Below are 23,115 nucleotides of genomic sequence, written 5' to 3' on the forward strand. Positions count from 1 at the left end.
CGACCGCCAGCAGGCCCCCGACGTGGAAAGGGTCGTAGAGCATCGAGGCACCGTGTCCTTTGATGATGGTGGTGCACCCCGCGGCGGCGACGGCGATCATCGCGACGACGCTGACCGCCGTCGCCGCAGCGACCGCACCGCGCAGTCGGCTAGTCACGAGGCAACCTTATCGTCGCAAGATCCGCGCGCGCCCCGTTCTGTGTGGCCCATGCGCGGGCCGCACAGAACAGCACATGCGTGCTAGTATGTGCGTATGAACGGTTCGGCGGCGCCCGCGTTGGGTGCCCTATTGGCCAAGCACCGGATTGACCTCTCGGTGGAGGAGGTTCTCAACGAGCTAGATTCCGCGTTTGCGGCGATCCCGGGAGCAACCACGCTGTCGAAGACGGAGGTGGACTTTCTTCGCACCCACGCCGAACCCAGCGCCGAGGCAGTCATCGAGACATGGTCGGCCGACGATGAGCGCCAGGCCCGCGCCCGTGTTGCGTTGCGGCAACTCACCGGCGCGCTTTCTGGATCGGTCAGCATCAAAGAAGCCGCCGCGATCTTGGGTGTCGATCGGTCGCGCGTGTCACGGCGGATCACCGGAAAAGCGCTATGGGCCTTCGATCTTCAGGGAAGCCGACGCATCCCCCGCTGGCAGTTCCTCGGGAAGGAGCTGCTTCCGGGCTTGGACGTAATCGTGCCTGCGATACCACGCGACGCTACCCCCGCGGTCCTGGATGCGTTCATGCACACCGCGCAGCCCGACTTTGACAACCGCACGCCGATCGAGCATCTGGCCGCCGGCGGTGACGCCGAGTTGGTCGCCGGCTTCCTCGAGGATCTCGGACGCTGGTGAGCCCCCAGCCCAAACCGAAAGCGCCTCGAACACCTCCCGCGCAGCTCGTCCAAGAACCGCAAGACAGCATCGACTACACCGGCACGCTATGGCGGGTCCACCGCACCGCCGGCGAGCACGTGCTGCCTTGGAACCAACTGCGCACCTACGGGCCGCTGCCATCGATGCGGTGGGACCCCCACCCGGGCCCTTCACCTGGCGCACGCAGCGAAGGTGTGCTGTATGCCGCAGCCGATCTCGCAACCAGCCTGGCCGAGGTCTACCAAACAACGCGCGTGATCGACACCCGCGCAGGCACTCCGACCCTGACCGCCTGGCACCCCCAGCGGCCACTGCACCTGCTCGACTTGTCCACAACTTGGCTGCTGCGCAACAGCGCCTCGACCGCACTACTGGCCGCGCCACGCTCGGTATGCCGGCGCTGGGCCCGTGCTATCTACACGACTTGGCCTGACCTGGACGGGCTCTACGTCCCGTCGACGATGACCGGGCGGCCCAACATTGTGCTGTGGACCGCGGCCGCCGACTCTATCCCGATGATGCCGGCGTTCTCACGCCCGCTCGCGCACCCGCTCGTCTGGTCGATCACGCAAGCAGCAGCTGGCGAGATTGGCTACACGATCTTATGACCATGGCCTCCGATGATGAGCCCGTCCAGCCGGGGCCAGTGACACCCGAGGGCGCTATCACCGTTCACACGATGGGCGTCCACTACCGGTGGCAAATTCCTGAGGTGGTCCGCCAGCAACTGCGGCTCGCACATAGCCTGCGCGAGGATCTGGTCACCTTGCAACTGGCCTATGACGAAGACATCAAGGCGATCTGGTCGTCGTATCCGACGGTAGCGGCCGCTGAAGCTCACGTCGCGGCGACCGAAGCGGAGGCCATCGCGGCCAACGAGGCACTGAAGGCTGCCCGCTCCGCAGCCAGAGGCAAACGCGTGAACACCGCGATCACCGAGCGACTACACGACGCCAGGACCGCACTCAAAGCCGCACGCCACGCCCGCCGGGAAGCGATCGCCGACGTGAGGCAAGACGCCGCGCAGCGCCGCCGCGACCGCGGCGCACAACTGGCGGCCGAGCAGAAAGCCCTCTACCGCACCTACTGCCAACACGGCGACCCGACGCTGTTCTGGGCGACGTTCAACAGCGTCATGGACGAACATAAGGCGGCGGTGCGCCGAATCCAGCAACAGCGCGCCCAAGGCCGCCCAGCTGCGCTGCGCCACCACCGCTTTGACGGCACCGGCACCCTCGCGGTCCAACTGCAGCGAACCGCCGGCGCGCCGCCACGGACTCCGATGCTGCTCGCCGATCCCGCCGGGCGCTACCATAACGTCCTGCACCTGCCGTGGGTTGACCCCGACCAGTGGGCATCCATGACCCGCGCCGAGCAGCGCCACGCAGGACGCATTACGGTGCGGATGCGATGCGGATCCCTTGGGGGCCAACCACAGTGGATTGACTTGCCGGTCCAAGCCCACCGCTGGCTGCCCCAAGACGCCGATATCACCCGCGCCAAACTCACCGTCACCCGACTCGGCGCCGATCTGCGGGCGCGGCTTTCGATCACCGCGCGGCTCCCCCATCCGACTGTCCCCCGCCGCGGCGATCTCCCCACCCTGGCCATACATTTGGGCTGGCATGCCATCGATGAGGGTGTCGTGGTCGCGCATTGGCGCTCAGACCGACCAGTGGCGATCCCATCCGAACTGGCCGACGTGATCGTGCCCATCGTCGAGGGAATCTCGGGCCGCATCATCGCGCCCGGCTCCGTCGGGACCCGGCTAGAGCGCTACGCCGAGATCGCCTCGGCTCGTGATGCGGCATTGAACGACATCCGGGACCGGCTGAGCACGTGGCTTGCCGACCAGGGGCCGCGGCCGCATCCGATCCGGCCCGACGAACAGATCACCGCCGCCGATGCTGCGCGGTGGCGCTCCCCCGCTCGATTCGCCGCCCTCGCGCTCGCCTGGCGCGGCTCCGACCTCGAGATCGCCCAACCGCTTGAAGCGTGGCGGCGGGCCGACAAACTGTTATGGCAACAGCAAGCGCACGGCCGTGCACGAGCCCTCGGCCACCGCACGGACTTGTGGCGGCGGGTTGCAAGCGCGCTGGTCAGCCAGTGCGGGCGCCTAGTCGTCGATGACACCAATATCTCCGCCGTGATACGAAACACCATGGAGCACACTAGGATTCCTGCCGACCTACAGCGCCAAATCGATCGCCGCCGCGATCATGCAGCGCCTGGCGCTCTGCGGTCGAGCATGGTCGCCGCAGCGACCCGCGACGGCGTCCCGGTGATAGTGGTGCCCGCTGCGGGGTTGAGCCGAATCCACGCCGGCTGTGGATATGAGAACCGGGTAGAGAGCCGACGGCGGCGCCGCAAGATCATTTGCGCCGGGTGCGGTCGCACCTATGACCCCGATCTTTCAGCGACGGCGCTGATGCTCGCTCGAGCGGCGCAACCACCGGTGCAGCCTTGACCCGCCGGCCTAGCGTGCCACTGGCTACAATGACTCACGAGGACTTCGCCCAGCGATCCGGGCCCAAAGGATCGACGGGTCATTCCACGGTTGCCCACGGACTGACAAACAGAGCCCAGCGATCCGGGCCCAAAGGATCGACTCCTTCTCCGGTTGGCAGGCACCCTGCAACGGATATCGCCCAGCGACGCGCTGCCGCGCATTTCAGAGGCGCGGAAGATTCCTGGTGTCCCGCAGTCAGATTCGTGCCGGATAGCGACGGCTCTCATTGCTGCTGTCGGTACCGCTGATCGTCGCGGCGCTCGGCTACGAGAGGTAGCGCCACATCGCGCACGTTTCCAGCAGCGGCTTAACCAAGTCCACAACCTCGCCGTAGCTCATGGAGACGTTTCGCATCGTGCGGTTGCCGCCCAACTGGGGCAGGTAGGGCCGCGGCTCTGCGCCGTTGAGCCGGTCAAGCAGCGCACCGGCCATCTTTTCGACGACTGGCCAGGCTTGTTCTAGTTGGCCCGACCAGTACGGCTCGTTGTCGGGAATGCTTGGGACGACCTGGATTAGACCCGCATAGCAGGCGCCGTCACTGTCAGCCCCGAAGTCGAATTTCTCAGCGACGGTCTGGCGAAATGACTTACCGTCTTCGTCCGTGTCGTCCACTGCGTGCGCTGGCTTACCCCACTGCAAGCGGGCCTCTGCCCACGGGCCCGCGTAATAGATGAACGCGGCCTGCACCGGGTGATCGCTTGATATCAGTACCTTGCTGTTGCCCCCGGACGGACCTCCGTCGATCGTGCCCATGGTGACGGCCATCCGGTCATCAAGTAGCCCGTTGTTCGCAGTCATCAGCGCAGCGACGGTGTGGGCCGCCTCGTGGTGCGCGACCGCAGTCTTATCGGCCATGCCGCGCAGACTACAGACACATACGGTCGGCCCCGGGGAGCCGACCGGTTAGTCGGGTCGGCCCACTTCGTAGTTGCCGTTGTTGTCCAAGAACGTCACGGTGACCTGCCGAGGGGTGCCGTCGACGCTAACCCGGCAGGTGAAACTGGCGCCCTGCCTCACAGGAACATTCGCGCCGTCATTGCATTTGACGTCGGAAACGTTCTTGTCGCCGTAGCCGGTGACCTCGTCGGTCAGTACGCCTTGGACCTCCGCTTCGGCAGCCCCGATGTCGAGTTTCTTGGTGGTTAGGAAGCTGGGCTTGGACAAACCGATAGCCACACCCGTCGCCAGGAGCGCGCCAGCCAGTCCCAGGCCACCCCACAACAGGGCCTTAGACCGCTGAGGGCGCCTGGGGCGTGCGGGTGCAACCGGGCCGTAGGGCGCGGCGGCGTAAGGCCCGGGCGGCGGGAAGCTGTACTGGCTGGCCGGCCCATAGTGCAGTGGTTGGGGAACGAAACCCGGCTGGGGAACCGCCGGTGCTGATGCGTTCTGGGGCGCAGCAGGCGGATAGCCCGGTGTAGGGGCAGGCCTCGGATGCTGCGGCGGCGCCGCCGTTGGCGGAGGCCCAGATGGCGGACTGGCTTCCTGGTTCGGGGTCGGCTGCCAGTTCCCGAGTTGTCCGTACTGTCCGTCGGAAGCGGCCTGGACAGGCCTACCTCGTCGGCTGTCATCTGCGACGTCGGCGTCTTCACTGCGTCGCGGCTCGAGCGACGGGGGCGCCACCATTGTGCGCTCAGGGTCGTCAACCAACTGCTGAGGGTTGGGCACCACGACGGTGCATTCTTCGTCGTCGTGCGAGTGCCCGCGGGGCACGACCACCGTGCGCTCCGGATCATCATGCGGTGCGACCAGGCGGGATTCTTCGCCGCCTTCTCGCGCCAATGACCCCGAGGCGCTGGTGGTCTCCCCGTCCTCCGGACTGTTCATCATCACTCCCTCGCCTGGCTCATGATGTTACGCAAAGGTGCGTCGCGCAGCTCCTTGCCGGGCAAGGTCGAGTAGAAGCGGGAGGTGCCGGGATCCGCAGCTGCCGTCCTCTCACCGGTCGTCGCCGCCTGCGGCGACCGCGCTCGCGACCCGCGTCGGGCCGAGGCTGGTGGCCACCCCGCCCAATGGCCGCCCCTGGTGTGCTCAAATACGGGTATGTGGGGACGATTCCGCTGAGCAAGGGCGACTCCATGGATCCCTACGAGCAAGCGCTACTTTGGACGCGGGCCCAGCTGGGCATCGTCGTCACTGCTGAGGAACGGATGCACCTGGTCGCGATCAGCGATCACGTCGTAACCGATTGCATCGGCAAGCAAGTCGAAACGCTCACCGCTCGTGGCGGCGCGGTGTTTTGGTTCGGCCATACCGGCCGAAATGCGCCGGTTAATCGCATGGCGACACTCAATCTCTTTGCCGCTGCGACGATGTCGGCATTCACCCTGCCCTTGCTGCGTGGCCCGGTCTTGATCACGGGGGCCGATTCGCGCGGCAACCCGAGCGGGCTTTCAGGCTCTCAATTCCAGCTCCTGAAATCTGGGCCGGGCGCGAACTGGCGGCAAAGACTCATCTTCCGGCTTCGTGAGCGCCGGATGGATTGACCTATCCGCTCGGGTAAGGTCAGGGCGGACTTTCGGCTTTTGCCGATCGGGGCCCACGCACCGGCCGATTCCCAGATGAAGTTGCACTAGTACGGCTGCAGCAGTTACGGCTTGACGTTTCCCAGCATTGCGGTGGCCACCCGTTTGGCATCGGGGACAGCCCATGCAGGATCCCGCGGCCATCCCTGATCGGGGTCGTAGTTTGAAGCGATCTTCGGGACCTGGCAGCTGCGCGTTTCGACGATGACGTTCCCGTGGGCTCCCATTGCCTGCTGGCATGCATCTGGCCCGTTCTCCCCACTATTTGTGGCCATGGAAACGGTGATGAGGTCTCCTTGCCGCTGCACTGGGCCCAAGACATAACCGGCGCCGTTCTCGAAGCCCAGGGAGGCATCGACTTCACTTTTCGCACAGGTATTCCATTGAGCCTGCGCCGAATTCAAGAAGTCCTGGGCGTCTTTCGCGGAGGGATACACCGCTGCGGTTTGTTCGATGAGGTGCGGGCCCGGCGAACCGAGGTACACGTGGCCAATGGTTTGAGTTTTGATTTCGGTGGGCTGGGAGGGGGCATAGACGTCATGCTCACCGGTGAACACCACGCCAACACATGATCGTGGCGTGACTTGGCTTGAATGATCCGACATCCCGTACGACGACGATTCAATGGCAAGGCCGCCGCCCCCATCACCGGCGGGAGTGCTGGCGACGGTCACTCCGAGCACCTTGCTCAGCTGGTCAGCAGTCAGCAACACTTGATCGATCGCCTTTGGCGAGAATAACGGCTGCGTTGGTGACGTCGGCGATCCACTGACTGATCCGACGCGATCAGATCCATCGAGGAGCATCACGCCGTTCACCAACACCACTTTGAGCCAACGGGTTTCGGTACTTGATGTTCCGTCTGGTCGGACGTACTTGAGTTCGGCAACCACGCTGCTGGCGTCGCGGGGGCTGACCGAAAGAACGGTCACCGACTGTATTGTCGCCCAGAAATCAACGAATTCACGTTGCCCTGTTTGGTTTTGGTACTTGCTATCGAGTTTTGTCCACGCGTCTGTGGGATGAGCTGGGAGCTCCCCGTAATAGCTGGTGACGAAATCCCGCATGTTCTCGAACGTGACCGGTGACGCAGCCGGCGCCGCGGTAGTTGCGGTGCTCCGCGCGGATTGGTCGTGCGAGGACTGCCGCATCAGCAACGCGGCCGCGCTGATTGAAGCGCCCACAAGAACAGCGACGGTGACGGCTACGGCTACCCGCCGTCGCCGCGATGGCCCGGCCTCGGCATCGACCGAAGGGGTAGCCCGCGGCGCTGACACGGTAGGAGCCGACGGTGTTGAGGCACTGGCAGAATCGAGTTGTTCGGCCAGGGCGTGCACGAAATCGGAGCAACGTTCGAAGCGGTCTTCGGGACGTTTGGCGAGACCGACGGCCAGCACGGGGTCGAATTTGGCAAGTGCCGGTCGCAGGTCAGCCAGAGCTGGTGGAGGCACATTGAGGTGACGGCTGATGACAACCGCGGGGTTTGAATTGTGGAAGAGCTGCGAGCCGCAGAACAGATGGTAAGCCGTGGCAGCCAGTGCGTATTGGTCCGCACGACCATCGAGGTCTTCGCCGAGTAACTGCTCCGGTGCACAGTAGGCCACCGTGCCCACCGTCATGTTGGTCTTCGTCAGCCCGCTGATGTCGTCGACGTTACGAGCTATCCCGAAGTCGGTCAGCAGGATTCGTTGCTCACCCTTGTCGTCGAGATGGGTGAGCATGATGTTGGCTGGCTTGACGTCTCGGTGGAGCAAAGCTTGCTTGTGGGCGTGGTCTAGCGCGCTGGCGACGCCGCTTACGATGCGGACGACGTCTTCGGGGGGCATTCCAGCGGGGTATCGATCGGCCAGGAGCCGGGCAGCGTCCAGTCCGTCGACGAAGTCCATCGAGATCCAGAGTTGACCATCTTCTTCCCCGCGGTCGTGGACACCGACGATGTGGGGGTGCCACAGCGTCGACGCGAGATCGGCTTCGCGGTTGAAGCGGGCCCGGAATTCGTCGTCGGCCGACCACTCGCGAGGTAGCAGCTTGAGGGCATCTCGGCGCGGTAACCGTGGGTGTTGGGCGAGATACACCTCGCCCATTCCGCCCGACCCAAGCAAGCGAATGATGGTGTACCCGGCGAACGTCTGGCCGGTCGTCAATGGCATAGCGTTGACGTCCTCCCCGCAGTCATTGCGGGCCGGCCAGCTGTGGTTTCACGGCTCCTGAGAGTAATGAGCCGCCGTCGGTCCCGACGGGAGAATCCAAGAACTGAGTAATCGGGGACCCCGGGGCTCAGCTCGCGGCTGTCGGCGGCCGAGGTCCGACCGCTGCGAAAAACGGTTCACGCCGGCGCTCAGATGTCAGGGGCGGTCGTGCGGCTGTTGAGGTAAGTCGCGGTGGCCACCAGCACGGTGTAGCTGGCGATGTTCACCGAAACCAGCAACGCAATAGGGGCTCCGTGGAACGCCGCCGTCAGCGCGAGAGTAAGGCCGTAGCTGGTGCCGCCGGATAGTGCCAGGCCGATCAGCCAGCCCAGTGCCTGATTTGAGGGGGATCCGACTGCCACCACTAGCAGTTCCGACAGGTGGGGGTGGCGGTCTAGGAAGGCTTGGGCCGCACCAGTTCTGCGCCCGTTTTGGACTGCGGTTCGTCGTTGCCGTTCCCAGGAGGCGGCCAGGTGTATGCCGGCTGCGAAAAACAGCAGGGCCCCGGCGCCGGCTGCGATGACCGCTGCTGTCGGTAGAGGGCCGTGCTGGCGATGGGGGCCGAAGAGGGCATCGAGGGCCGTGAACGCGAGCACGTAGAGCGGCATCAACCAGATCAGTACGCGGGTCATGCCCAGGTAGCCGTGGCTTGGGTTCTGGTCTGCATTCGTCCACATCTAACACAGTTGTGTGCCATTTCAGCGCGCCTTGAGCCTTGCGCCAATGACACCGAGGCGTGTCAGAATCCGGGCTGTGCCGGATTGGACTTATGTGCCGCTTCGTCGGCCTGCGGCGTTGTTGCTCGGTGAGCGCCTCAGCCAGGTTTGGGCACTGCGGTTGCTCGCTGCATTGATTCGCTACACCGGCGGGCGACGCTGGATTCCTCTGGTGTTCGATCACCCGGCTGTGCCGGCGCAGTGGGCCGGCCGGTTCGGCGCCTCGGTCCCACCCCGGATCGCGTGGGAGGCCATCGCGGTTCTTCCTGTGCAAGGCGCCTCGGTAATCGAGATTAACCCGGTCGGTGTCGATGATGTCGCGACCGTGCGTCGCGCGGCGGCCGGCCGCCGGTGCCGGGTCACCGTGGTGGCCGACAACGCGCAAACATGTGCAGCGATCGCCGGCGACGTCGACGCCGTCAGCGTCGGCGATCCGGACGGCCCCGTTGTGCGGTTGAGCGGCGCGGATTTGGCGCCGGCGGTGTCTGCGCTCACCGATGCGTCGACGACGGTGCTGGCCCGGCCCTCAGTGCTACTCGAGGCGGGGCCGGGCTGGTTCAACCGGGTAATTGAAGCGGCTACCCCCACCTCGCCGGTGCCGTCGTCGCGCTGCAGCCTCGCCGCGGGTCCGCGCCGCTGGCCCGATTGGTTCTGGGCCTCGCTGACCGGGCTGGGGTTGATCGTGGCCGGCTTGGGTGCGGGCGTGGTCGCGTTGGGCCCGGTGCTACTGGGCTATGACCGCGCCTATCTGGGTGCAACGGTGGCCGATCTGCATCGGCTCAACCCACATCTGGTCGGCTTTTTGCAGCATGATCGAATCACCATGGCCGCCAACATGATCGGCATCGGGATCCTCTATCTCGGCGTGGCTGCGGCGATGCGCCAAGGCTACCGGTGGGCGCGTCGTGTTCTGCTGATTTCGGGTGTGGTTGTCTTCGGCAGCTACTTCTATTTCCTTGGCACCGGCGGGTTCGTGGAACCGTTGCACACGGTGGTCGTCGTCGTGTTATTCCCGACGCTGGTGATGGCGGTGTGCCGGCGGGCGACCGGGGCGCATTGGGCGCCGGTGGTCGAAGGGCCTGAGGCGCAGCGCCGCCGGGCGCTATTCGGGCAGCTGTTGATGGTCGGCGTCGGCGCAGGCCTAACGGTGGCCGGCGTGGTCATCTCCGTCGTCGGATTCACCTCGGTGTTTGTGCCCACCGACCTCGGCTTCATGGGCACCTGCGCCCATCATCTGCAGGCGGCTGACGCGCATCTGCTGCCGTTCATCGCCCATGATCGGGCGGGCTTCGGCGGCGCCCTGATCGGGGCGGGGCTGGCGGTCCTGTTGATCAGCACGTGGGGTTGGCGTCGGGGCCAGCGCGCGGTGTGGTGGACTCTGCTGTTGGGATGTGCGTGCGCGACCGCGCCGGTCCTTATCGTCCACTTCGCCATCGGCTACACCGATTTCATGCACCTGCTGCCGGTCTACGTTCTCGTCGCCGCGGCTAGCGTGGCGCTCGCCTTGTCGAAGAGCTACCTGACCGCGCGGCAGGATCTCGAATCGACCAATCCGGTTGAGGGCACCGCGCGCAGCCGAAAAGGCGTTGCCGGCTAACCGGTGCTGGACCATCATGGTTGGGCAAACTGTGAAGGAGTAGCTGTGAAATTGGCAGAGGCGTTGTCGCTGCGGGCGGATGCGGTCCGCAAGATCGAACAGTTGCGCACCCGCATCGTGAGCAACGCCCGCTACCAGGAGGGCGAAGAACCAGCCGAGGATGCTGCCGCCTTGCTCGCCGAAGTCGACGGCGTCATCGACGAGTATCAAATCCTCATCCAGCGGATCAACCGTACGAACGCCGCCACGACGATCGGCTCGGACGGCACGCTGACCGACGCGTTGGGCCGCCGCGACGCGCTGCGGTGGCGCCACCATGTTCTGACCAGCGCAGCGGACGCGGCCGCCGGGAAGAATCAGCAGGGCTACACGCGGCAATTGCGCTCAGAGCTCAAGATGCTGTCTGCGGTGGCGGTCGCTGATCTGCGGGCCCGGGCCGATCAGGTTGCCCGCGACCTCCGTGAGCTCGACGTGCGGATCCAACGATCGAACTGGGAGGTCGACCTACAGGAGTGACAGGACCCCGAGGTGTAGCAGGTAGTCGTCGCGGAGGCGTGCACAAGCCTTGACCGGCGGGCCAAGCCCGGTCTCTGCTGGCGCACGAAGGGCAGTGCGGGGGATTCGATTTCCCCTTTCACATCGCAGCCCAGCATCGCGCACAGGTGACAGGGCACGGCACACAGCACATCACCACGTGCAGATCCGGGACGATGAGGGCGGGCATGGGGCATACACCTCGCGGTAGGCCGCCACCAGGGTCTCGCAGAACACTCTCGTCGAGGCGCAGAACACGCCAGCCGCTCGTGGCATGTCGTGCCCGCGAACAGGATTGGGCCTGCCGTGGCCTCAGTTCTTAGTGAGGGTTGCTGGGACCACGGCGACACCCGGAGGCTGCGCGCACGGTAAGGAGTTGGTGGCGGTCCCCGTCAATGTTTGGGCGTCAAGCGAGTAGCTGATGTTGGAGGGCTCCGCGGCGCAGTCGGCGGGCAGTTTCCGCGTTGCCTGCCATGTGTGTTCGACAAGGTGTAACTCAGCCGTCCAGCCCAGTGAGGACTGCACATGAGCGCAACCAGGCCCGCATGCATTGATCTCCCAGACCGTCTTGGACACGACGCCTCCCGCGCGTGGCTGACCGTCAACGGGTGAGTCGCGCGCCGTCAGTGGTGAACGTGTAGCTTCCGTTCAGCGCTGGTATGGGCTCCTTGGTGGATGGCGCCAGGGTCGGCGCCGACGACGAAGGATGGGACGAACATGCGGTCAAGCAGACCGCGGCGAATGCGGCCCACCCCCACCGTGGCCCGCTGGCAATGCGCATCGAAAGCTCTTTCCGGGCAGGGGGTTTGACCGACGAGTCGAGCCTATCGCACAGCTGTTGGGTCGGAAGGGTCATGCACCATCCAGATCGGGTCAAACCCTGAGACGCTTGCCCGCTCAGGGAGCCAACCATGCGGATCACGACCACGAGCCCAGGTGGCTTTTCGAAGACCACACGCGAAAAAACTCCTCAGCGCGCAGCGCGTGGGATCCGACGGCGTCACCCGCGAATCCACCGGTGCGGCCGGATGCATCCCGCTGCCCACGGGCGACAGTCTGACCTACGCCAACAACGTGGTCCAGCACCTGCGCAGTCGATACCGCCAGCACGCGCTGCACCGTCACCAGCAACCACAGCGTCGGCACCAGCACCACCAAGAGCTTCGTGTCGTCATGAAACTCGGCTACTTTGATTGCTGCAAGATTCACGCGTCTTGAGAGATCGAGGTCGAAGGGTGTCGCAGCCGAACCCGCAGCCACTACCGGGCGGTTATCCTCCTAGCGCCGGGGGCGCGAGACCCGGTTATCTGCCGCCAGCGTCGCCGGGTTATCCAGCGCCCTCAAGCTCGGCTCCGGCGGCATATCCACCGCCGCCAGTGGAGCCGACGTTTCAGGTGCGCACGTTCAAACACACTGGCGCTGTGATGTTGTGGCTGAATCAGCCGTGCATCACCACCGGTAGCTATGCGCAGTGCGAGGCCGCGATCGATGCTGCTCAACAGCACTGCATGCTGGCCGGTTGGTGGAGCATGGGCTCGCTGGTGTGGAATCCGATCTCGTTGGCGCGAAACGCGCGCGCCCGCACGGTGCTGCGCCGCCAAGCCGGTCAAGTTCACGACTACGCGCTATGGTGGGCGACTTACCAAGCAGGCGGCCGCCACATCCATGTATGGGCGCCTCCACCCACCCGTCCGGCGTACACCAAATGGTGGATGTGGCTGCCGCTCATTATGATTCCACTGATTGTCGCACTGATTGTGGCCATAGCAACCAGCAAGGAAAGCCACCGCAGCCCCACCAGGCCCACTCAGAATCCTTTGACAACAATCACGTTGCCCACGTTGGCGCCCAAAGCTACGCAGTCCGCTTCGCGCTGACCTTCCGGCGAGCAAGACACTGGTTCAGGCCGCGCCCACTCGTCGTCGACGGCGTCGTTGTCGCCTGTACGCACGGCGGGTCAAACGCCAGTTCGGGCAGTCAGGAAGCCACTGCGCATAGGCGTCAGGTCGGTAGGGATCTGCCAGCCCGTATGCCTCGAGCGTGACGACAGCACCGGCGTGATGCTGGCGTTCACTGACTGGCTCAGCGGCCACCGCCACCGCCATTGAGCGCGGCGCGGGGGCCCCGGCCTGGGTCGCTGCGACGGGGGGCGCCGTCCCTGATGGCAAGTCGATCGCCGATGAGTCGATCGAGCTCTGACGCCGCATGCCAAAGAGCGGCTGACTCAAGGCTTCGGCGGAGGCGCGTTTGATTCGAGTCCGCGCGGCGAAGCGCCTGAACAGGACCACTTGCTAAGCCTAACCGGCGCTCTGGTCGGAGGCCGGGTGCACTATTCCCAGGTCAGCGGCCAGCGTGGCGAGGTCGACCGGGGGCGCGTCTGCCATCCAGGCTTGTGTACGGCCGGCAGCAAGATAGCGCGGTGCGGGGTGGACTCGCCATGCTTGTTGACGGACCATCACGGCGTGGGCCAGGACTTGGGCGTGGAATCGTGTCGGCACCGTCCGGCTGGCCACTAGCGTTCCCCGGCGTCGCAGTTCCCCTAATGCCCGTGTGCTGGCGTTGGTGACGGCGACTTGCAGCCAGGGCTTGGCGTGAATGGCGATGATGGCCACGGTGTGCGGGTCGAGCCAGCCTTGTTCGCGCCAGGGCGGCAGGATTGCGCTCTCGTCCTCGATCGATGCGAGCGCATTGAGCGCGTATCGATACTGCTGGTCGTTGCGCCGCTCGACATCGGCGGGACCGCGTTGCAGTTGGGCGATCCGATGTTTCGGGATGGCCATGCGCCGAGATGGCGGGTGTCGCTTGGAGATCCAGCGGCGAACGGTGGAGGGTGTGACACCGGCATACGCGGCGACCGCCGCCGCGTCGACGGTGTTCCGGTTGGTGGCGCCGTAACAGTCGAGCAGCATGTCGATGAGTCTTTTGCGGCTCCACCGGGGGCCAGCGTTGGGTCGTATTGCTTTGGCTTGCAGGCTCATTCGGGGGTACCGATACCGAAATCGTCTATAGTGACGAAGTCCCAGCCAGCGACGTACTTGTCGTCGAAGAACTCTTTCATCCACTTTCGAAGGCCCTCATCGCCGCCGTCCTCATAAGCCCGCAACAGGGCCTCGATCTCCTCGGGACTGATGTCGTTGGCCACGCGGCGATCGCGCGCATACCCCTGGTCGTAGCCGCCCACGCCTTGCTCACCGCTGACCCAGATTTTGCTGCCAGTGCGAAGCGCCTGCCTGCCTTGTGAGCTGCTGCGGAAGTCCGCCGTGGCCCCCCGTCGACCCCGTTTGGTCGTCGTGACGCGCCGCGCCGCTGCCCGGATCGACGCCAGTCGGCCCTTCGACGGTTGTTGGGTGCCAGCGGCCCAGCGCCGTACGGTGCCCTGGGAAACTCCGAGTGATTGCGCGGCGGCTCTGGCGTTGACTGTCCCACCACGCGGGCCCCGGCCGAACACTGCCTGCAACATGCCTCGCATGCTGCTGCCCTCTGCGGAGTCGGCCTCACGCCGGCCTGAGATCCGCCGCAAGAACGTGTTGCTTTGCGCTGCTTGTGCTTGCCGGATCGCTTGGCGGACATCGCGTTTGGATGCACCCAAGCCCCGTGCGGCGCGGTCGACGTCGACCGTTCCGTTAGCGACCGAGCCGTACCCCGCCAGGTCGCTGGCACTGATTCGGCTGCGTCTGCCTCGGCGCGCCATCAGCAGCCCTCAGCGTCAGTGCACAGATTGGCGCGCCACTCACGGGCGGGGATCAAGTCTCGTTTGCCGCGGTAGTCACGTCCGTTGAGGTGCTCGAGGTGCTCGTCGAGCAGCCCAGAGCCTTCCGGCTTGTACTGCCCGAAGCCGCGGCCAAACGACTCTGGCCCGCCAGGCCAGGCTGTCACCGGATCCGGGTCATCGGAGGCGTAGAGGACCGTGTCGGTGGCCACCGCCAAGGGCCATTGCCCCGTCTTCTCACCGATTTGGTGTAGCCGGTAGACGATGTTGGCCTTGGCTTTGGCGAGTACGTGCAGCCGCCGTTCGGGGCTGTAGGCGGGTTTGCCTTTGAGGTGCTCATCGGAGCCGATGATGCCGATCCCGTGGGTGCGGATGATTTTGGCTTGATCACGCGCGGCTTGAGCGTCGGGATCGTCGAGGTCCAGCATCGCACTGGCGTCGCGGAACCGTTCGTACCAGCCCAGTAGCACTCGGCCGTGGCGCGACCACAGCCATGCTTGCAGGATTTGTGGTTGGTAGCCGAGCTCGATAGCGCGCTCCAACGTCGGGGTGCATACCCACTTGGGGCCGGTGAACTGCAGTCCTCTCGGGTTGAGGACATAGGGCAGCCGCCAGTCGGGGGTTTCGGGGATGTCGACTAGCCAGTAGCCCGGTGTCTTGGCGTTAAATGGTGCCCCATCGGGGTGGTGGATTGGGTCGCCGATGGGCAACTCCAGACCGGCGATGCCGGCCACGTAGGAGCCGCCACGGTCATAGGCGTGGATGTAGCGGCGTTGGCGTTCGTCGCTGGTGGGTCGGCGTGACCAATCGAAGTCCGATTCCACATCTCCGATACCGAACGGCGGCGCGGTTGTCGACGGCGCGAAGACGACGTCGCGCCACTCCTGTGGGGACCACGTCTTGGTTCTGGTCTGCAACATCAAGTCCACCGCGGTGACACCGGCGTTGATTTTCCACGGGAACCGCAACGCGTCAGCCAGTAGCTGCAGCCGCTTGGCGATCTGAGCTGGCGCCGGTTCATCGGACAAGATCGGCATCTCATCCGCGCCGGTGCCCATGCCGGGGATGAGCGCGATCATCACACCGCGCTTGTCGTCTCGATAGACGCGGGTCCAGGTGCCCAGCCGGTGAGCGTTAGGGTCCTCCCCCGCCCCGCCTAGGCTCCATCCTTCGTTGACCGCGCCGGTGACGAAGTCGATGTTTTCGGTGAGTTGGCGCAGCGACTTGGCGCGATCGCGGCGACTGATGGCAGCGACGTCGATACCGAATTCCTGGCACGCCGCTTCGGTGATCCAAATTTGTCCTGGCTCATTGTATTTCGCGGTGAGGCGGTACCCGAGATGGTGCGTATAGGCAAGCTCGGCGACCTGACCCACGTGCACGATCGGTGGGCCCAGTTCGACTCGGGTGCCATCGGCCAGCCAGAGCCCGTCGGTGTGTAACACCGCGGCCGGTGCGCCGCCAGATACGGCCCTGTTCGAGGCGCGGCCAGATTGGGTCCCGGCCGTCGTCGGCGACGGTGTCACATCGTCCTTGGCTGCCGATCCTTTAGCCGTTACCGACGCCCCGTTGAGGGGCCCCTGGTCAGCATCCACAGCAGCGGTTTCCGATGCCGGGCTCTCCACACCTCTTGGATTGCTGGCTTCCATCTTGGGCGCGACGGCGATGGGCGTTCGTTGGCCGGGTCCCTCGAGTGCAGCGCTCAGCGCAGCGGCGACCTCGGCGGTGTTCTCAGCGGTCAGGACCTCGAGGATGAGCTCGTCAGTCACCGCCGCTTGGTGGGTCACCGTCATGCGTCCCAGGCGGGAATGGGTGTCGGACAGATCCACTGGCTCACCCGTCGCTTCGTCGAGGCCAGTCGCATAGATCATCGCGGCATCGCGCGCATACACCGGCCACAGCCGGTATTCGCGCGAGATCCGCATCGCTGCCCGCCGGCCACGGAATCGCACTCGCGCGGCGATCGCCGCGGCCCAGGCTGGCTGGAAGTGCTGTCGCCACGCTGGATCAGCCCACGGTTCGGGGTCGGCCAGCGCCTGCAGATATTCCGCGGCAGCCGAATCGACGAGCGCACGTAGTGGCGCATCGTTGGCGAACTCTTCCCGGGCTTCGCGCAGCCGCGTCGACCAGGCTTCCAAGAGGCGGGTCTGCTGGGGCCACACGATCGCCTGCTCGATGCCGAGCCGAGCGGCGGGCAGGCCGGCGCCGCCGTCGCGGACGTCTTTGGCCAGCCCGTCAAGATCCTCGGTGGTCACCCAGGCCAGGGTTGGCGTATCAAGGCGCATCTGTGGGTGAGGCGGCGGCAGCATCTGAGGCAACCGCATGTCACCAGCTGGCGGGAGCGTGACCCTCCACAGTCCGAATGGCCGCTTCTGGCCGGTGCTGGCTGCAGCTGCTGTTATGGCGTCCAGCACCTGCGGTTGGCCGTATCCGAACGTCAGTGTTCCCGCGGCCGCCAGCTCAGGGCATTCCTGGGTCAGCCACACCAGCTGGTCGCTGTGCTCGAATTCCTCTTCGACCTCCGAAGCAGGCGCACACCAAGGTGGCTGAACGCGGATCTCGGCCATAACGTTCGCCGGCAGCACCCCGGGCTCGGACACGACGGCCCCCCGCCGCCCGGCGCGGGCCCGCATGATGCGGTCATTGATCACCGCTGCCGAGGCCGCTCCGCTGCCTGCGGGCAGCGCTCCCAGCACGGCCGACCACCGGTGCAGGCGGCGCCCCAATTCAGCCGCGTCCTCGACAAGATCGTCGCGCTCACCGACTAACCAGGGATGCAGCTCGGCCACGATCTCGACCGAAACACGTTGCGCGCCAACTCCCCGAGCCAGAACGACCGCACGTCCCTTTCCGTGCCGCAGCTCCCAACCGCGCCCCACCAGCGGCGCCAACGACCGCCCCAGCTGCTCGACCAGTCCGGAATCCCCCGCGCCGGGGTCGGGAGTAATCAAATGGCGACACCCCGCACCTACCACCCATATCCGGGCAGGGTCCGCATCGGCATCCCCGGCAGGTATCGGCTGCAGTAGGCCACGATTGCCGTGCGCCCACTCGATTAGCTTCTCAAGCTTGTCGACGGAGTCCACCGGCCCGGTAAGGACATCACCGCCGACCGTGAACGCACCCGAGCCGGTGACAATCACGACGTGACGCTCAACGATTAGCGACGCTGTGTTTGCGTCCGTCATAGGCGGCCTTCAGGCGTGCGGGCGGCCAGGTACGGACGGATGCGCGCGCTGGCCCCCTGCTGGGTCATCCCGAGTACGGCACCGACTTCGGTGTAGGTCGCACCGGCCGCGATCGCCGCCGCGGCGGCGGGTCGCTCATCGAGGCCGGCGGCGCGTAAGAGCGCGGCGCGCGTCAGCTGCACCGCTTTGGTTTCAGCGGCACTGGCTCGTTCCACAGCTTTAACCAGTCGAGCACGTTGCGCAGGTGTAGCTTTGCGACGGGCCACGCGGCGCAGCCAGACATCCACTGCGGCCGCCAGAGATGAATCAGCCATCTTCGAGGCAAAGCTTGCCGATTCCCGTTGCGCGGCAGCCTGAATCGACGCGACGCTAGGATCCGTCGTCGTCATGGCCGCCTGCGTTCTGCAGCTACGTTCAGCACGGGTGTGATGCTATCCACGAACTGTGACACCAACAAGCATTCGTTGTGCTTGTCTACAAGTGTTTCTTGTGCCCCTTGATGACCTGGTCCAGGTCTGGCCTGCATAAAGGCACGACGCAAAACTGCTTATTTGTCACACTCAACGCTTTCAGCTAGTCAGTCCACGTGCGATCACTGTGTTCGCCATACTGAGCCGCCACGTCGTGTGGCGACCCACCGTGCCTGCGCGGATTACCTGGCCGCGTTTCTCGAGGATCTCCAAGTTGTGATAGATGCGTTCGTGAACCACGTCCGCGCCGAAACTAGTTGAAAGACCGCGCCGTAGTTCAGCGGTCGTCATTGGCCCGGCCGCTTTAGTCAGCGCGGCGAGCAGTCCTTGTCGCACCGCCTCCGGCGGGAGGCTAGGCATACGATGGACCTTCGTGGGTGGTCTGCGCCGTACTCGCCGAGGTTGGGAAGAACCGCCGCCCCCACCGCTGTGCCCCAACGGCCACAGGCTGCGAGGTGGCGGACGTGTCCTGGTCGGCAGCCAACAATGTTCCTGCGGATCCGTTCATCGCAGCTTTCACTGCCGCCAATGTGCGGCCACGGTCTACATGCCGACCCCTGGCCCGCAGTGCGCCTTCACCAATTTCGATGGCCGTCATGCCGCACACGATGATGATGCGTAGAACGCGCCACAGCCCGCACACCCGCGATCTATCCGCCATGTAGGTCAGGCGATTCCCCTCCCCCGTCGCTGATCAATCCCCGGTCGACAATTAGGTCGTCAGACCACGGAAATCCTCGTCAGCGCGGTCGCTTTCCATCGCGGCGTCCAGTACCTCCCACCCTGTATCGGAAAGCCGTCCTCTACCGTTGCCGGCCACGAGCATCGCGGCGGCCACGTCGGCGGCGGTGTCGCGGTTCCGGGTGAACATATAGTCGAGGTTGGGCTCTGCCACGCGCACTGTTTTCGGCAAGCTGCCGGCAAGGATCTCACGCACAATAGCGACCAAGGCTGGTTCACCACCAAGTAAGCCGCCAGCAATCCCGCCGGGCGGCCCAACTGCGCGCCGCTCGAGCGCACTCCACGAGACGACCCCTCGGGAGGTGCTGAACGTGATGGTCGTGGCGACCATGTTGGGGGCTCCTCGGTTCGCCGGATCAGTGCCCGTGACGTCGGTCGCACACGAGCCCGCGGTAGGGCGCGCGCACACCGGCGTCGAAACATGCATGGCGTCCTGATGTGGGCTCAGCGGACTGTTCATTGGCCAATTGCGGATCCTCTCGGTTCTGCTCTTAACTATCGGTGCTCCGAGTGACATCTCCCCCGAAACCGGCCGATCAGATCAGTCCCGCAGCCGGCTCGGGTGCAAACCTCCACTGTCCCGACAGATAATGCTTTGGTGCACACACACTATCGGCGTTGGTCGACGCGGTGAGTCCGGTCATCCGAGACGGCAAGAGTTGGCCGATTGGTACGCGCGCGGATGTCGCATGGATCACCACGGCTACCTCGATCGGCGTCAGAATCACGTCGGCGATCCCGCCGATATTCGATGACTACGCCACCGTTTTACTGCCAAAGCCCCAAGCTGAAAAGCAGAGCCACGACCAGGCTATCGTCGCACTACTCACTAGACAGTCGCCGGATCAACAGTGGTGGATTGGTTACCTCGACACTGGGTCCGCGGACGTCGTTTTCCCTGACGCGCCAAGAGTGACGTTGTATGCGAACTGGCCTTATGTACTCGTACAGGCCGGACCAGAACAGGCCGCCTGCTGGCGGTCCGACGACTTATGGTCGTCGCGGTCAACTCGCCTGCCGGACCTGATGTTCCCGGTGGATCGGTCCTGGCTGGTGTCCACGCTGTGGGACGACGACTGGACCTGTGTCGGCGGGCCGGTTCCGCTCATCGACGGCTTCCTGAGCGACCCCGATCTGAGGACCCGCGTGCGGCGCGTCGGCCCCAAAGAGGACGCCACTCCACCCGGGCGCAACGCGATCTGACCGCCGATGGGAATCGGTGAATAGCGCCAGATTTCCCCGAACCGACTGGACGTGAACAGATCCCGCGGGACTAACGCCACGCTGGATAATCACAGTCACCCTCGCGCGCAAAGTACTTGACCGTAGCGGACTTTCGCGGGTCAACAGCTGCTCCCGCTCTTCGCGACGGGCGGATGTGACTTATCAGGATGCGATCAGCAATTTGTTCCCGCTGCGACGCGCAGCCAGGCGAATTCGCGCGAATCAGTCCGGGATGAGCCCAAATTCGTATCTGAGTGCTTGTTCCACGAGTGCGCTTCGCGTGCCGGCGGCCCAGGCCTCGACGAGGTTGTCAAGCCGTTGACCGTTTGCGGCTGTCACTCCTGACAGAACGACGGTGCGTGGAGCGGTTGCGTGGCGACGCCGCCGCGGGACTGCGTGCGAGGACGGGCGTTCGAATAGTTGGCCCTCCCCTACGGCGTATCGCTGGGTAGTCCAGGTTGTCGCCAGTTTCGTCGCGTGGGTTTCGATGGCGTCCAAGACGATGGCGCCCATCGTTCGGGCGAGTCCGCGGCGTACCTTCTTTTCGGCGATCTGGGTTCGGTAGAGCTCGTCGTAGACTTCCGCTGATAGCAAGACCTCGGGTGGACGGGTTCTTGTGCTCGGCCGTCCGGTAGTTGTCTGTCGCGGTTTTGTGGGCTGTTCCGGGCTGGTCGTTGCTGGCGTGGTTGCGCGGGCCGATTCAGTCGCGGGGGCGCTTGCGAGTACCGGTTCGATGACCGAGGCACTTGCCGGCCGCGGGTCAGAGTGGGCCGGTTCGGCACTGACAGCGGTGTCTGCCGGTTGTGGCGAAACCGGCGGTGGAGTCGGCGCGGCAGCGGCGCGTGGACGGGCCGGCCACAGTTCGTCCAGGTCCTGATTGAGCGCCTCGGGGTCGAACAGCGGCTTGCCGCGGGTGCGTGAAGGGCTCATCCGACCCGCTCCCCCGCCGTCACTGATTCGTATCGGCCGAGCCGTGTGACGATTTGGCGGACGAGCTCTTGGTAGTCGGCGGCAAGGCCGGTGGGGTCACTCGTCCACATGGCGCGCTCGGGACTTTGGTTGTCGCGCAGCTTCGACAGTCGAGCTCGGCGGTCGTCGTTGGCTAGCGCAACGAGTTCGCCGGCGGTTTTGTGGAGCGTTCGCATGTCGACGGCGGCCGCGGGTGCGGAGCGGATCGTGATGTCGAACGGCGTTGTCCCGCTGCCTTCGAGCATTTCGCTGACTTGATCGAACACGTCCTGGTTGCGCTTTTTCGCTCGTGGGTTGACATCGAACAGCAGCACACCGAGAAGTTGGATGGAGGCACCGAGTTTGCGTGCTCGCCAGAAGCGTCGCGCCAACCGTTCGACACCGCCCAGGCTGGCTTGGTCGTCGCGGGTGGGGATCAACAGATAGTTGGCGACGGTGAGATAGGTATCGAGCAGCGGTACGTCACCTGGACCTGAGTCGATGAGGACCAGGTCATAGCCTTCGTCTTCGCATAGTTTGGCGAGCTGGTTTTCCAGGTTGGCGGCCATGTCAATGCCGTTCTCGGCCATCAGGTGAGCGCCGGCGCCGACGACGGCAAGTTGTGGACCGCCGGCGACTACGTCGAGGTTGGCCCGTACGTTGCGCACCGGGACAAGCGGCGCACCGAATTGCAGGGTCTGGGCCAGTGATTGTCCGCGGTCTCCGTCGACGCCGAGATCTTCGACGGTGACGTTGGCCTGTGGGTCGCCGTCGACGACGAGCACGCGACGGCCCCTTTTTCCCGCGGCGGCGATCATTTCCGCCACTGCGGCGACGGTCGTTGACTTTCCAACTCCGCCTTTCTGATTCGCTACGAGGATGGCCCGCGCATCGGGCCCAGTCATTGTCATGCGTCGCAACGTACGTACCCACCCGCGAGATGTCATGTAGGCGCACGGACGTGAAGTCGAACCGTTACCTAGCCCACTATTTGGACGTTGCGACCGACGGTCCTTCGCCCGTGGGCCCGGGCGGCGATCGGCCCGTGTGGTCACGGCACTGTGCTGCCGTCAATTCGGACGTCTGCGCGTCCGGGACATGTTGTGGGTGCACGGGTGGTCGCTAGAGCGTTGCGACCGCCGTGTGTTCACGCGGTGGGCCGCACGGGTAGTTGGCTGAGGCGTTGGACGTTGCGCCACACGGGCATACGTGCGTTGTCCGTGCGTGTGGCAACGCGTCGGTCAGCCGACAACGATGCGGCGCTAGACCCGGCACCACAGGCGTCACTGCCACGTACGCAGATTCGCACATAGGGCGGGCAGTCACCCGTTGATGACCCTCATGTTATCCGGTGCGATACCCGCGAGTCACACGTCTCGTTATCCGGTTATCGCCCGGATATCGCAGGTCACACGGGCTATATGGACGCGGCAGTGGGGGAGCCTGGTCGTGCAGCGGGAGGACCCTTCACCGCCCCTCGTGTCCGATGCGGCGCCAGGGCACTGAGTCGCGGCTTCGGATTCTCATGGGCGTAAGGCGAAATCAGCCCGGGTTCTTGAATGCGGCGGCGTGCGCACTCGGGTCAGCAACGTGACCTCAGTATCGTGTGCATTTGGCGTCGCCGCATGAGCCCGACGGCTCATCGTGGAGCGGCGGGGCTGTCAACGCGCCTTAGCGTCGCCCCGGTTCGAGGGGTTGTGGGTCGGGGAGGATCTCGCGGCCCTCGTTGTAGTCGTGCTCGATTACGCGCAGCTGGGCGACGATAGCTTCCTCGATGAATTGGGTGATGGTGTAGCGGCGGCCTGTGACGCGCTCGACGATGCGCACAGCCGCGCGGGCCCTGTGGTGCAGCTCGGTGGGGACATTGACCTTGCTGAGGTCGCTGGATTTGGCGGGGCCGTCCACG

Annotated in this window: 20 protein-coding genes; 8 read left to right on the forward strand and 12 right to left on the reverse strand. The window is 65.2% G+C overall.

Features of this window, described 5'->3' with window-relative positions:
* The first annotated feature begins 253 nt into the window (after positions 1 to 253).
* Genes ACYQ8K_RS15285 through ACYQ8K_RS15295 form a run of 3 tightly spaced genes read left to right on the forward strand, consistent with a single transcriptional unit; the run spans position 254 to position 3,329 of the window.
* A complete protein-coding gene (locus ACYQ8K_RS15285) occupies positions 254 to 841 on the forward strand; it encodes a helix-turn-helix domain-containing protein (RefSeq protein ID WP_036473535.1) in 588 nt (195 codons plus the stop codon).
* The gene (locus tag ACYQ8K_RS15290) at positions 838 to 1,470 is read left to right on the forward strand and encodes an RES family NAD+ phosphorylase (RefSeq protein WP_036473533.1); all 633 of its coding nucleotides are present in this window, start codon (positions 838 to 840) and stop codon (positions 1,468 to 1,470) included. The genes ACYQ8K_RS15285 and ACYQ8K_RS15290 overlap by 4 nt, the downstream gene beginning before the upstream one ends.
* A gap of 2 nt (positions 1,471 to 1,472) precedes the next feature.
* Positions 1,473 to 3,329, forward strand: a complete 1,857-nt coding sequence (locus ACYQ8K_RS15295) for a hypothetical protein (RefSeq protein WP_036473531.1) — start codon at positions 1,473 to 1,475, stop codon at positions 3,327 to 3,329.
* Positions 3,330 to 3,635: 306 nt separating this feature from the next.
* Here ACYQ8K_RS15295 and ACYQ8K_RS15300 read toward each other — a convergent pair whose 3' ends face one another.
* A complete protein-coding gene (locus tag ACYQ8K_RS15300; protein ID WP_036473529.1) occupies positions 3,636 to 4,226 on the reverse strand; it encodes a hypothetical protein in 591 nt (196 codons plus the stop codon).
* Positions 4,227 to 4,274: 48 nt separating this feature from the next.
* Complete coding sequence (locus ACYQ8K_RS15305; RefSeq protein ID WP_232232242.1) at positions 4,275 to 5,195, reverse strand: DUF4333 domain-containing protein; 921 nt, start codon at positions 5,193 to 5,195, stop codon at positions 4,275 to 4,277.
* A 251-nt stretch (positions 5,196 to 5,446) separates the two neighbouring features.
* Between ACYQ8K_RS15305 and ACYQ8K_RS15310 the strand changes: the two genes are divergently transcribed.
* Positions 5,447 to 5,854, forward strand: coding sequence for a hypothetical protein (locus ACYQ8K_RS15310; protein WP_459970265.1), 408 nt, complete (start codon positions 5,447 to 5,449; stop codon positions 5,852 to 5,854).
* A 104-nt stretch (positions 5,855 to 5,958) separates the two neighbouring features.
* On the opposite strand, the gene ACYQ8K_RS15315 is transcribed toward ACYQ8K_RS15310, so the two are convergent.
* Positions 5,959 to 8,043 carry a serine/threonine-protein kinase PknH/PknJ gene (locus ACYQ8K_RS15315; RefSeq protein ID WP_231122297.1) on the reverse strand — a complete coding sequence of 695 codons (2,085 nt, stop codon included), beginning with the start codon at positions 8,041 to 8,043 and terminating at the stop codon, positions 5,959 to 5,961.
* Between the two features lie 188 nt (positions 8,044 to 8,231).
* Complete coding sequence (locus ACYQ8K_RS15320) at positions 8,232 to 8,714, reverse strand: hypothetical protein (protein ID WP_036473518.1); 483 nt, start codon at positions 8,712 to 8,714, stop codon at positions 8,232 to 8,234.
* Positions 8,715 to 8,835: 121 nt separating this feature from the next.
* Here ACYQ8K_RS15320 and ACYQ8K_RS15325 point away from each other — a divergent pair, with 121 nt between their 5' ends.
* Together ACYQ8K_RS15325 and ACYQ8K_RS15330 are read left to right on the forward strand one after the other, a co-directional pair.
* Positions 8,836 to 10,395, forward strand: a complete 1,560-nt coding sequence (locus ACYQ8K_RS15325; RefSeq protein WP_036473515.1) for a hypothetical protein — start codon at positions 8,836 to 8,838, stop codon at positions 10,393 to 10,395.
* A 45-nt stretch (positions 10,396 to 10,440) separates the two neighbouring features.
* Positions 10,441 to 10,911 carry a DIP1984 family protein gene (locus ACYQ8K_RS15330; protein WP_036473513.1) on the forward strand — a complete coding sequence of 157 codons (471 nt, stop codon included), beginning with the start codon at positions 10,441 to 10,443 and terminating at the stop codon, positions 10,909 to 10,911.
* 936 nt (positions 10,912 to 11,847) lie between these two features.
* Here the strand turns inward: ACYQ8K_RS15330 and ACYQ8K_RS15335 are convergent.
* A complete protein-coding gene (locus ACYQ8K_RS15335; protein ID WP_139813797.1) occupies positions 11,848 to 12,189 on the reverse strand; it encodes a hypothetical protein in 342 nt (113 codons plus the stop codon).
* Between the two features lie 161 nt (positions 12,190 to 12,350).
* Here ACYQ8K_RS15335 and ACYQ8K_RS15340 point away from each other — a divergent pair, with 161 nt between their 5' ends.
* Entirely contained in the window at positions 12,351 to 12,806 is a 456-nt protein-coding gene (locus ACYQ8K_RS15340; protein WP_139813796.1) for a hypothetical protein, read from the forward strand.
* Between the two features lie 420 nt (positions 12,807 to 13,226).
* Here ACYQ8K_RS15340 and ACYQ8K_RS15345 read toward each other — a convergent pair whose 3' ends face one another.
* The 5 genes from ACYQ8K_RS15345 to ACYQ8K_RS15365 all read right to left on the reverse strand — a co-directional run bounded on the left by ACYQ8K_RS15345 (position 13,227) and on the right by ACYQ8K_RS15365 (position 19,368).
* Positions 13,227 to 13,838 (reverse strand): hypothetical protein, encoded by a 612-nt coding sequence (locus ACYQ8K_RS15345; RefSeq protein WP_232232241.1) that lies wholly within the window; start codon positions 13,836 to 13,838, stop codon positions 13,227 to 13,229.
* A 65-nt stretch (positions 13,839 to 13,903) separates the two neighbouring features.
* Complete coding sequence (locus ACYQ8K_RS15350) at positions 13,904 to 14,389, reverse strand: terminal protein (protein ID WP_231122296.1); 486 nt, start codon at positions 14,387 to 14,389, stop codon at positions 13,904 to 13,906.
* Between the two features lie 230 nt (positions 14,390 to 14,619).
* Positions 14,620 to 17,826 (reverse strand): hypothetical protein, encoded by a 3,207-nt coding sequence (locus tag ACYQ8K_RS15355; protein WP_036473503.1) that lies wholly within the window; start codon positions 17,824 to 17,826, stop codon positions 14,620 to 14,622.
* Positions 17,823 to 18,215, reverse strand: coding sequence for a hypothetical protein (locus ACYQ8K_RS15360; RefSeq protein WP_036473501.1), 393 nt, complete (start codon positions 18,213 to 18,215; stop codon positions 17,823 to 17,825). The genes ACYQ8K_RS15355 and ACYQ8K_RS15360 overlap by 4 nt, the downstream gene beginning before the upstream one ends.
* Positions 18,216 to 19,008: 793 nt before the next feature.
* The gene (locus ACYQ8K_RS15365) at positions 19,009 to 19,368 is read right to left on the reverse strand and encodes a hypothetical protein (protein ID WP_051641682.1); all 360 of its coding nucleotides are present in this window, start codon (positions 19,366 to 19,368) and stop codon (positions 19,009 to 19,011) included.
* 287 nt (positions 19,369 to 19,655) lie between these two features.
* On the opposite strand from ACYQ8K_RS15365, the gene ACYQ8K_RS15370 reads away from it, so the two are divergent.
* Positions 19,656 to 20,240: a hypothetical protein gene (locus tag ACYQ8K_RS15370; RefSeq protein ID WP_139813795.1), complete on the forward strand. Its 585-nt coding sequence runs from the start codon at positions 19,656 to 19,658 to the stop codon at positions 20,238 to 20,240.
* 947 nt (positions 20,241 to 21,187) lie between these two features.
* On the opposite strand, the gene ACYQ8K_RS15375 is transcribed toward ACYQ8K_RS15370, so the two are convergent.
* On the reverse strand, positions 21,188 to 22,120 hold the full coding sequence (locus ACYQ8K_RS15375) for a ParA family protein (RefSeq protein WP_036473497.1): 933 nt from the start codon (positions 22,118 to 22,120) through the stop codon (positions 21,188 to 21,190).
* Positions 22,121 to 22,880: 760 nt separating this feature from the next.
* Positions 22,881 to 23,114 carry a hypothetical protein gene (locus ACYQ8K_RS15380; RefSeq protein WP_051641681.1) on the reverse strand — a complete coding sequence of 78 codons (234 nt, stop codon included), beginning with the start codon at positions 23,112 to 23,114 and terminating at the stop codon, positions 22,881 to 22,883.
* Between the last annotated feature and the right edge of the window lies 1 nt (position 23,115).

The organism is Mycobacterium sp. MUNTM1 (genome assembly GCF_054660795.1).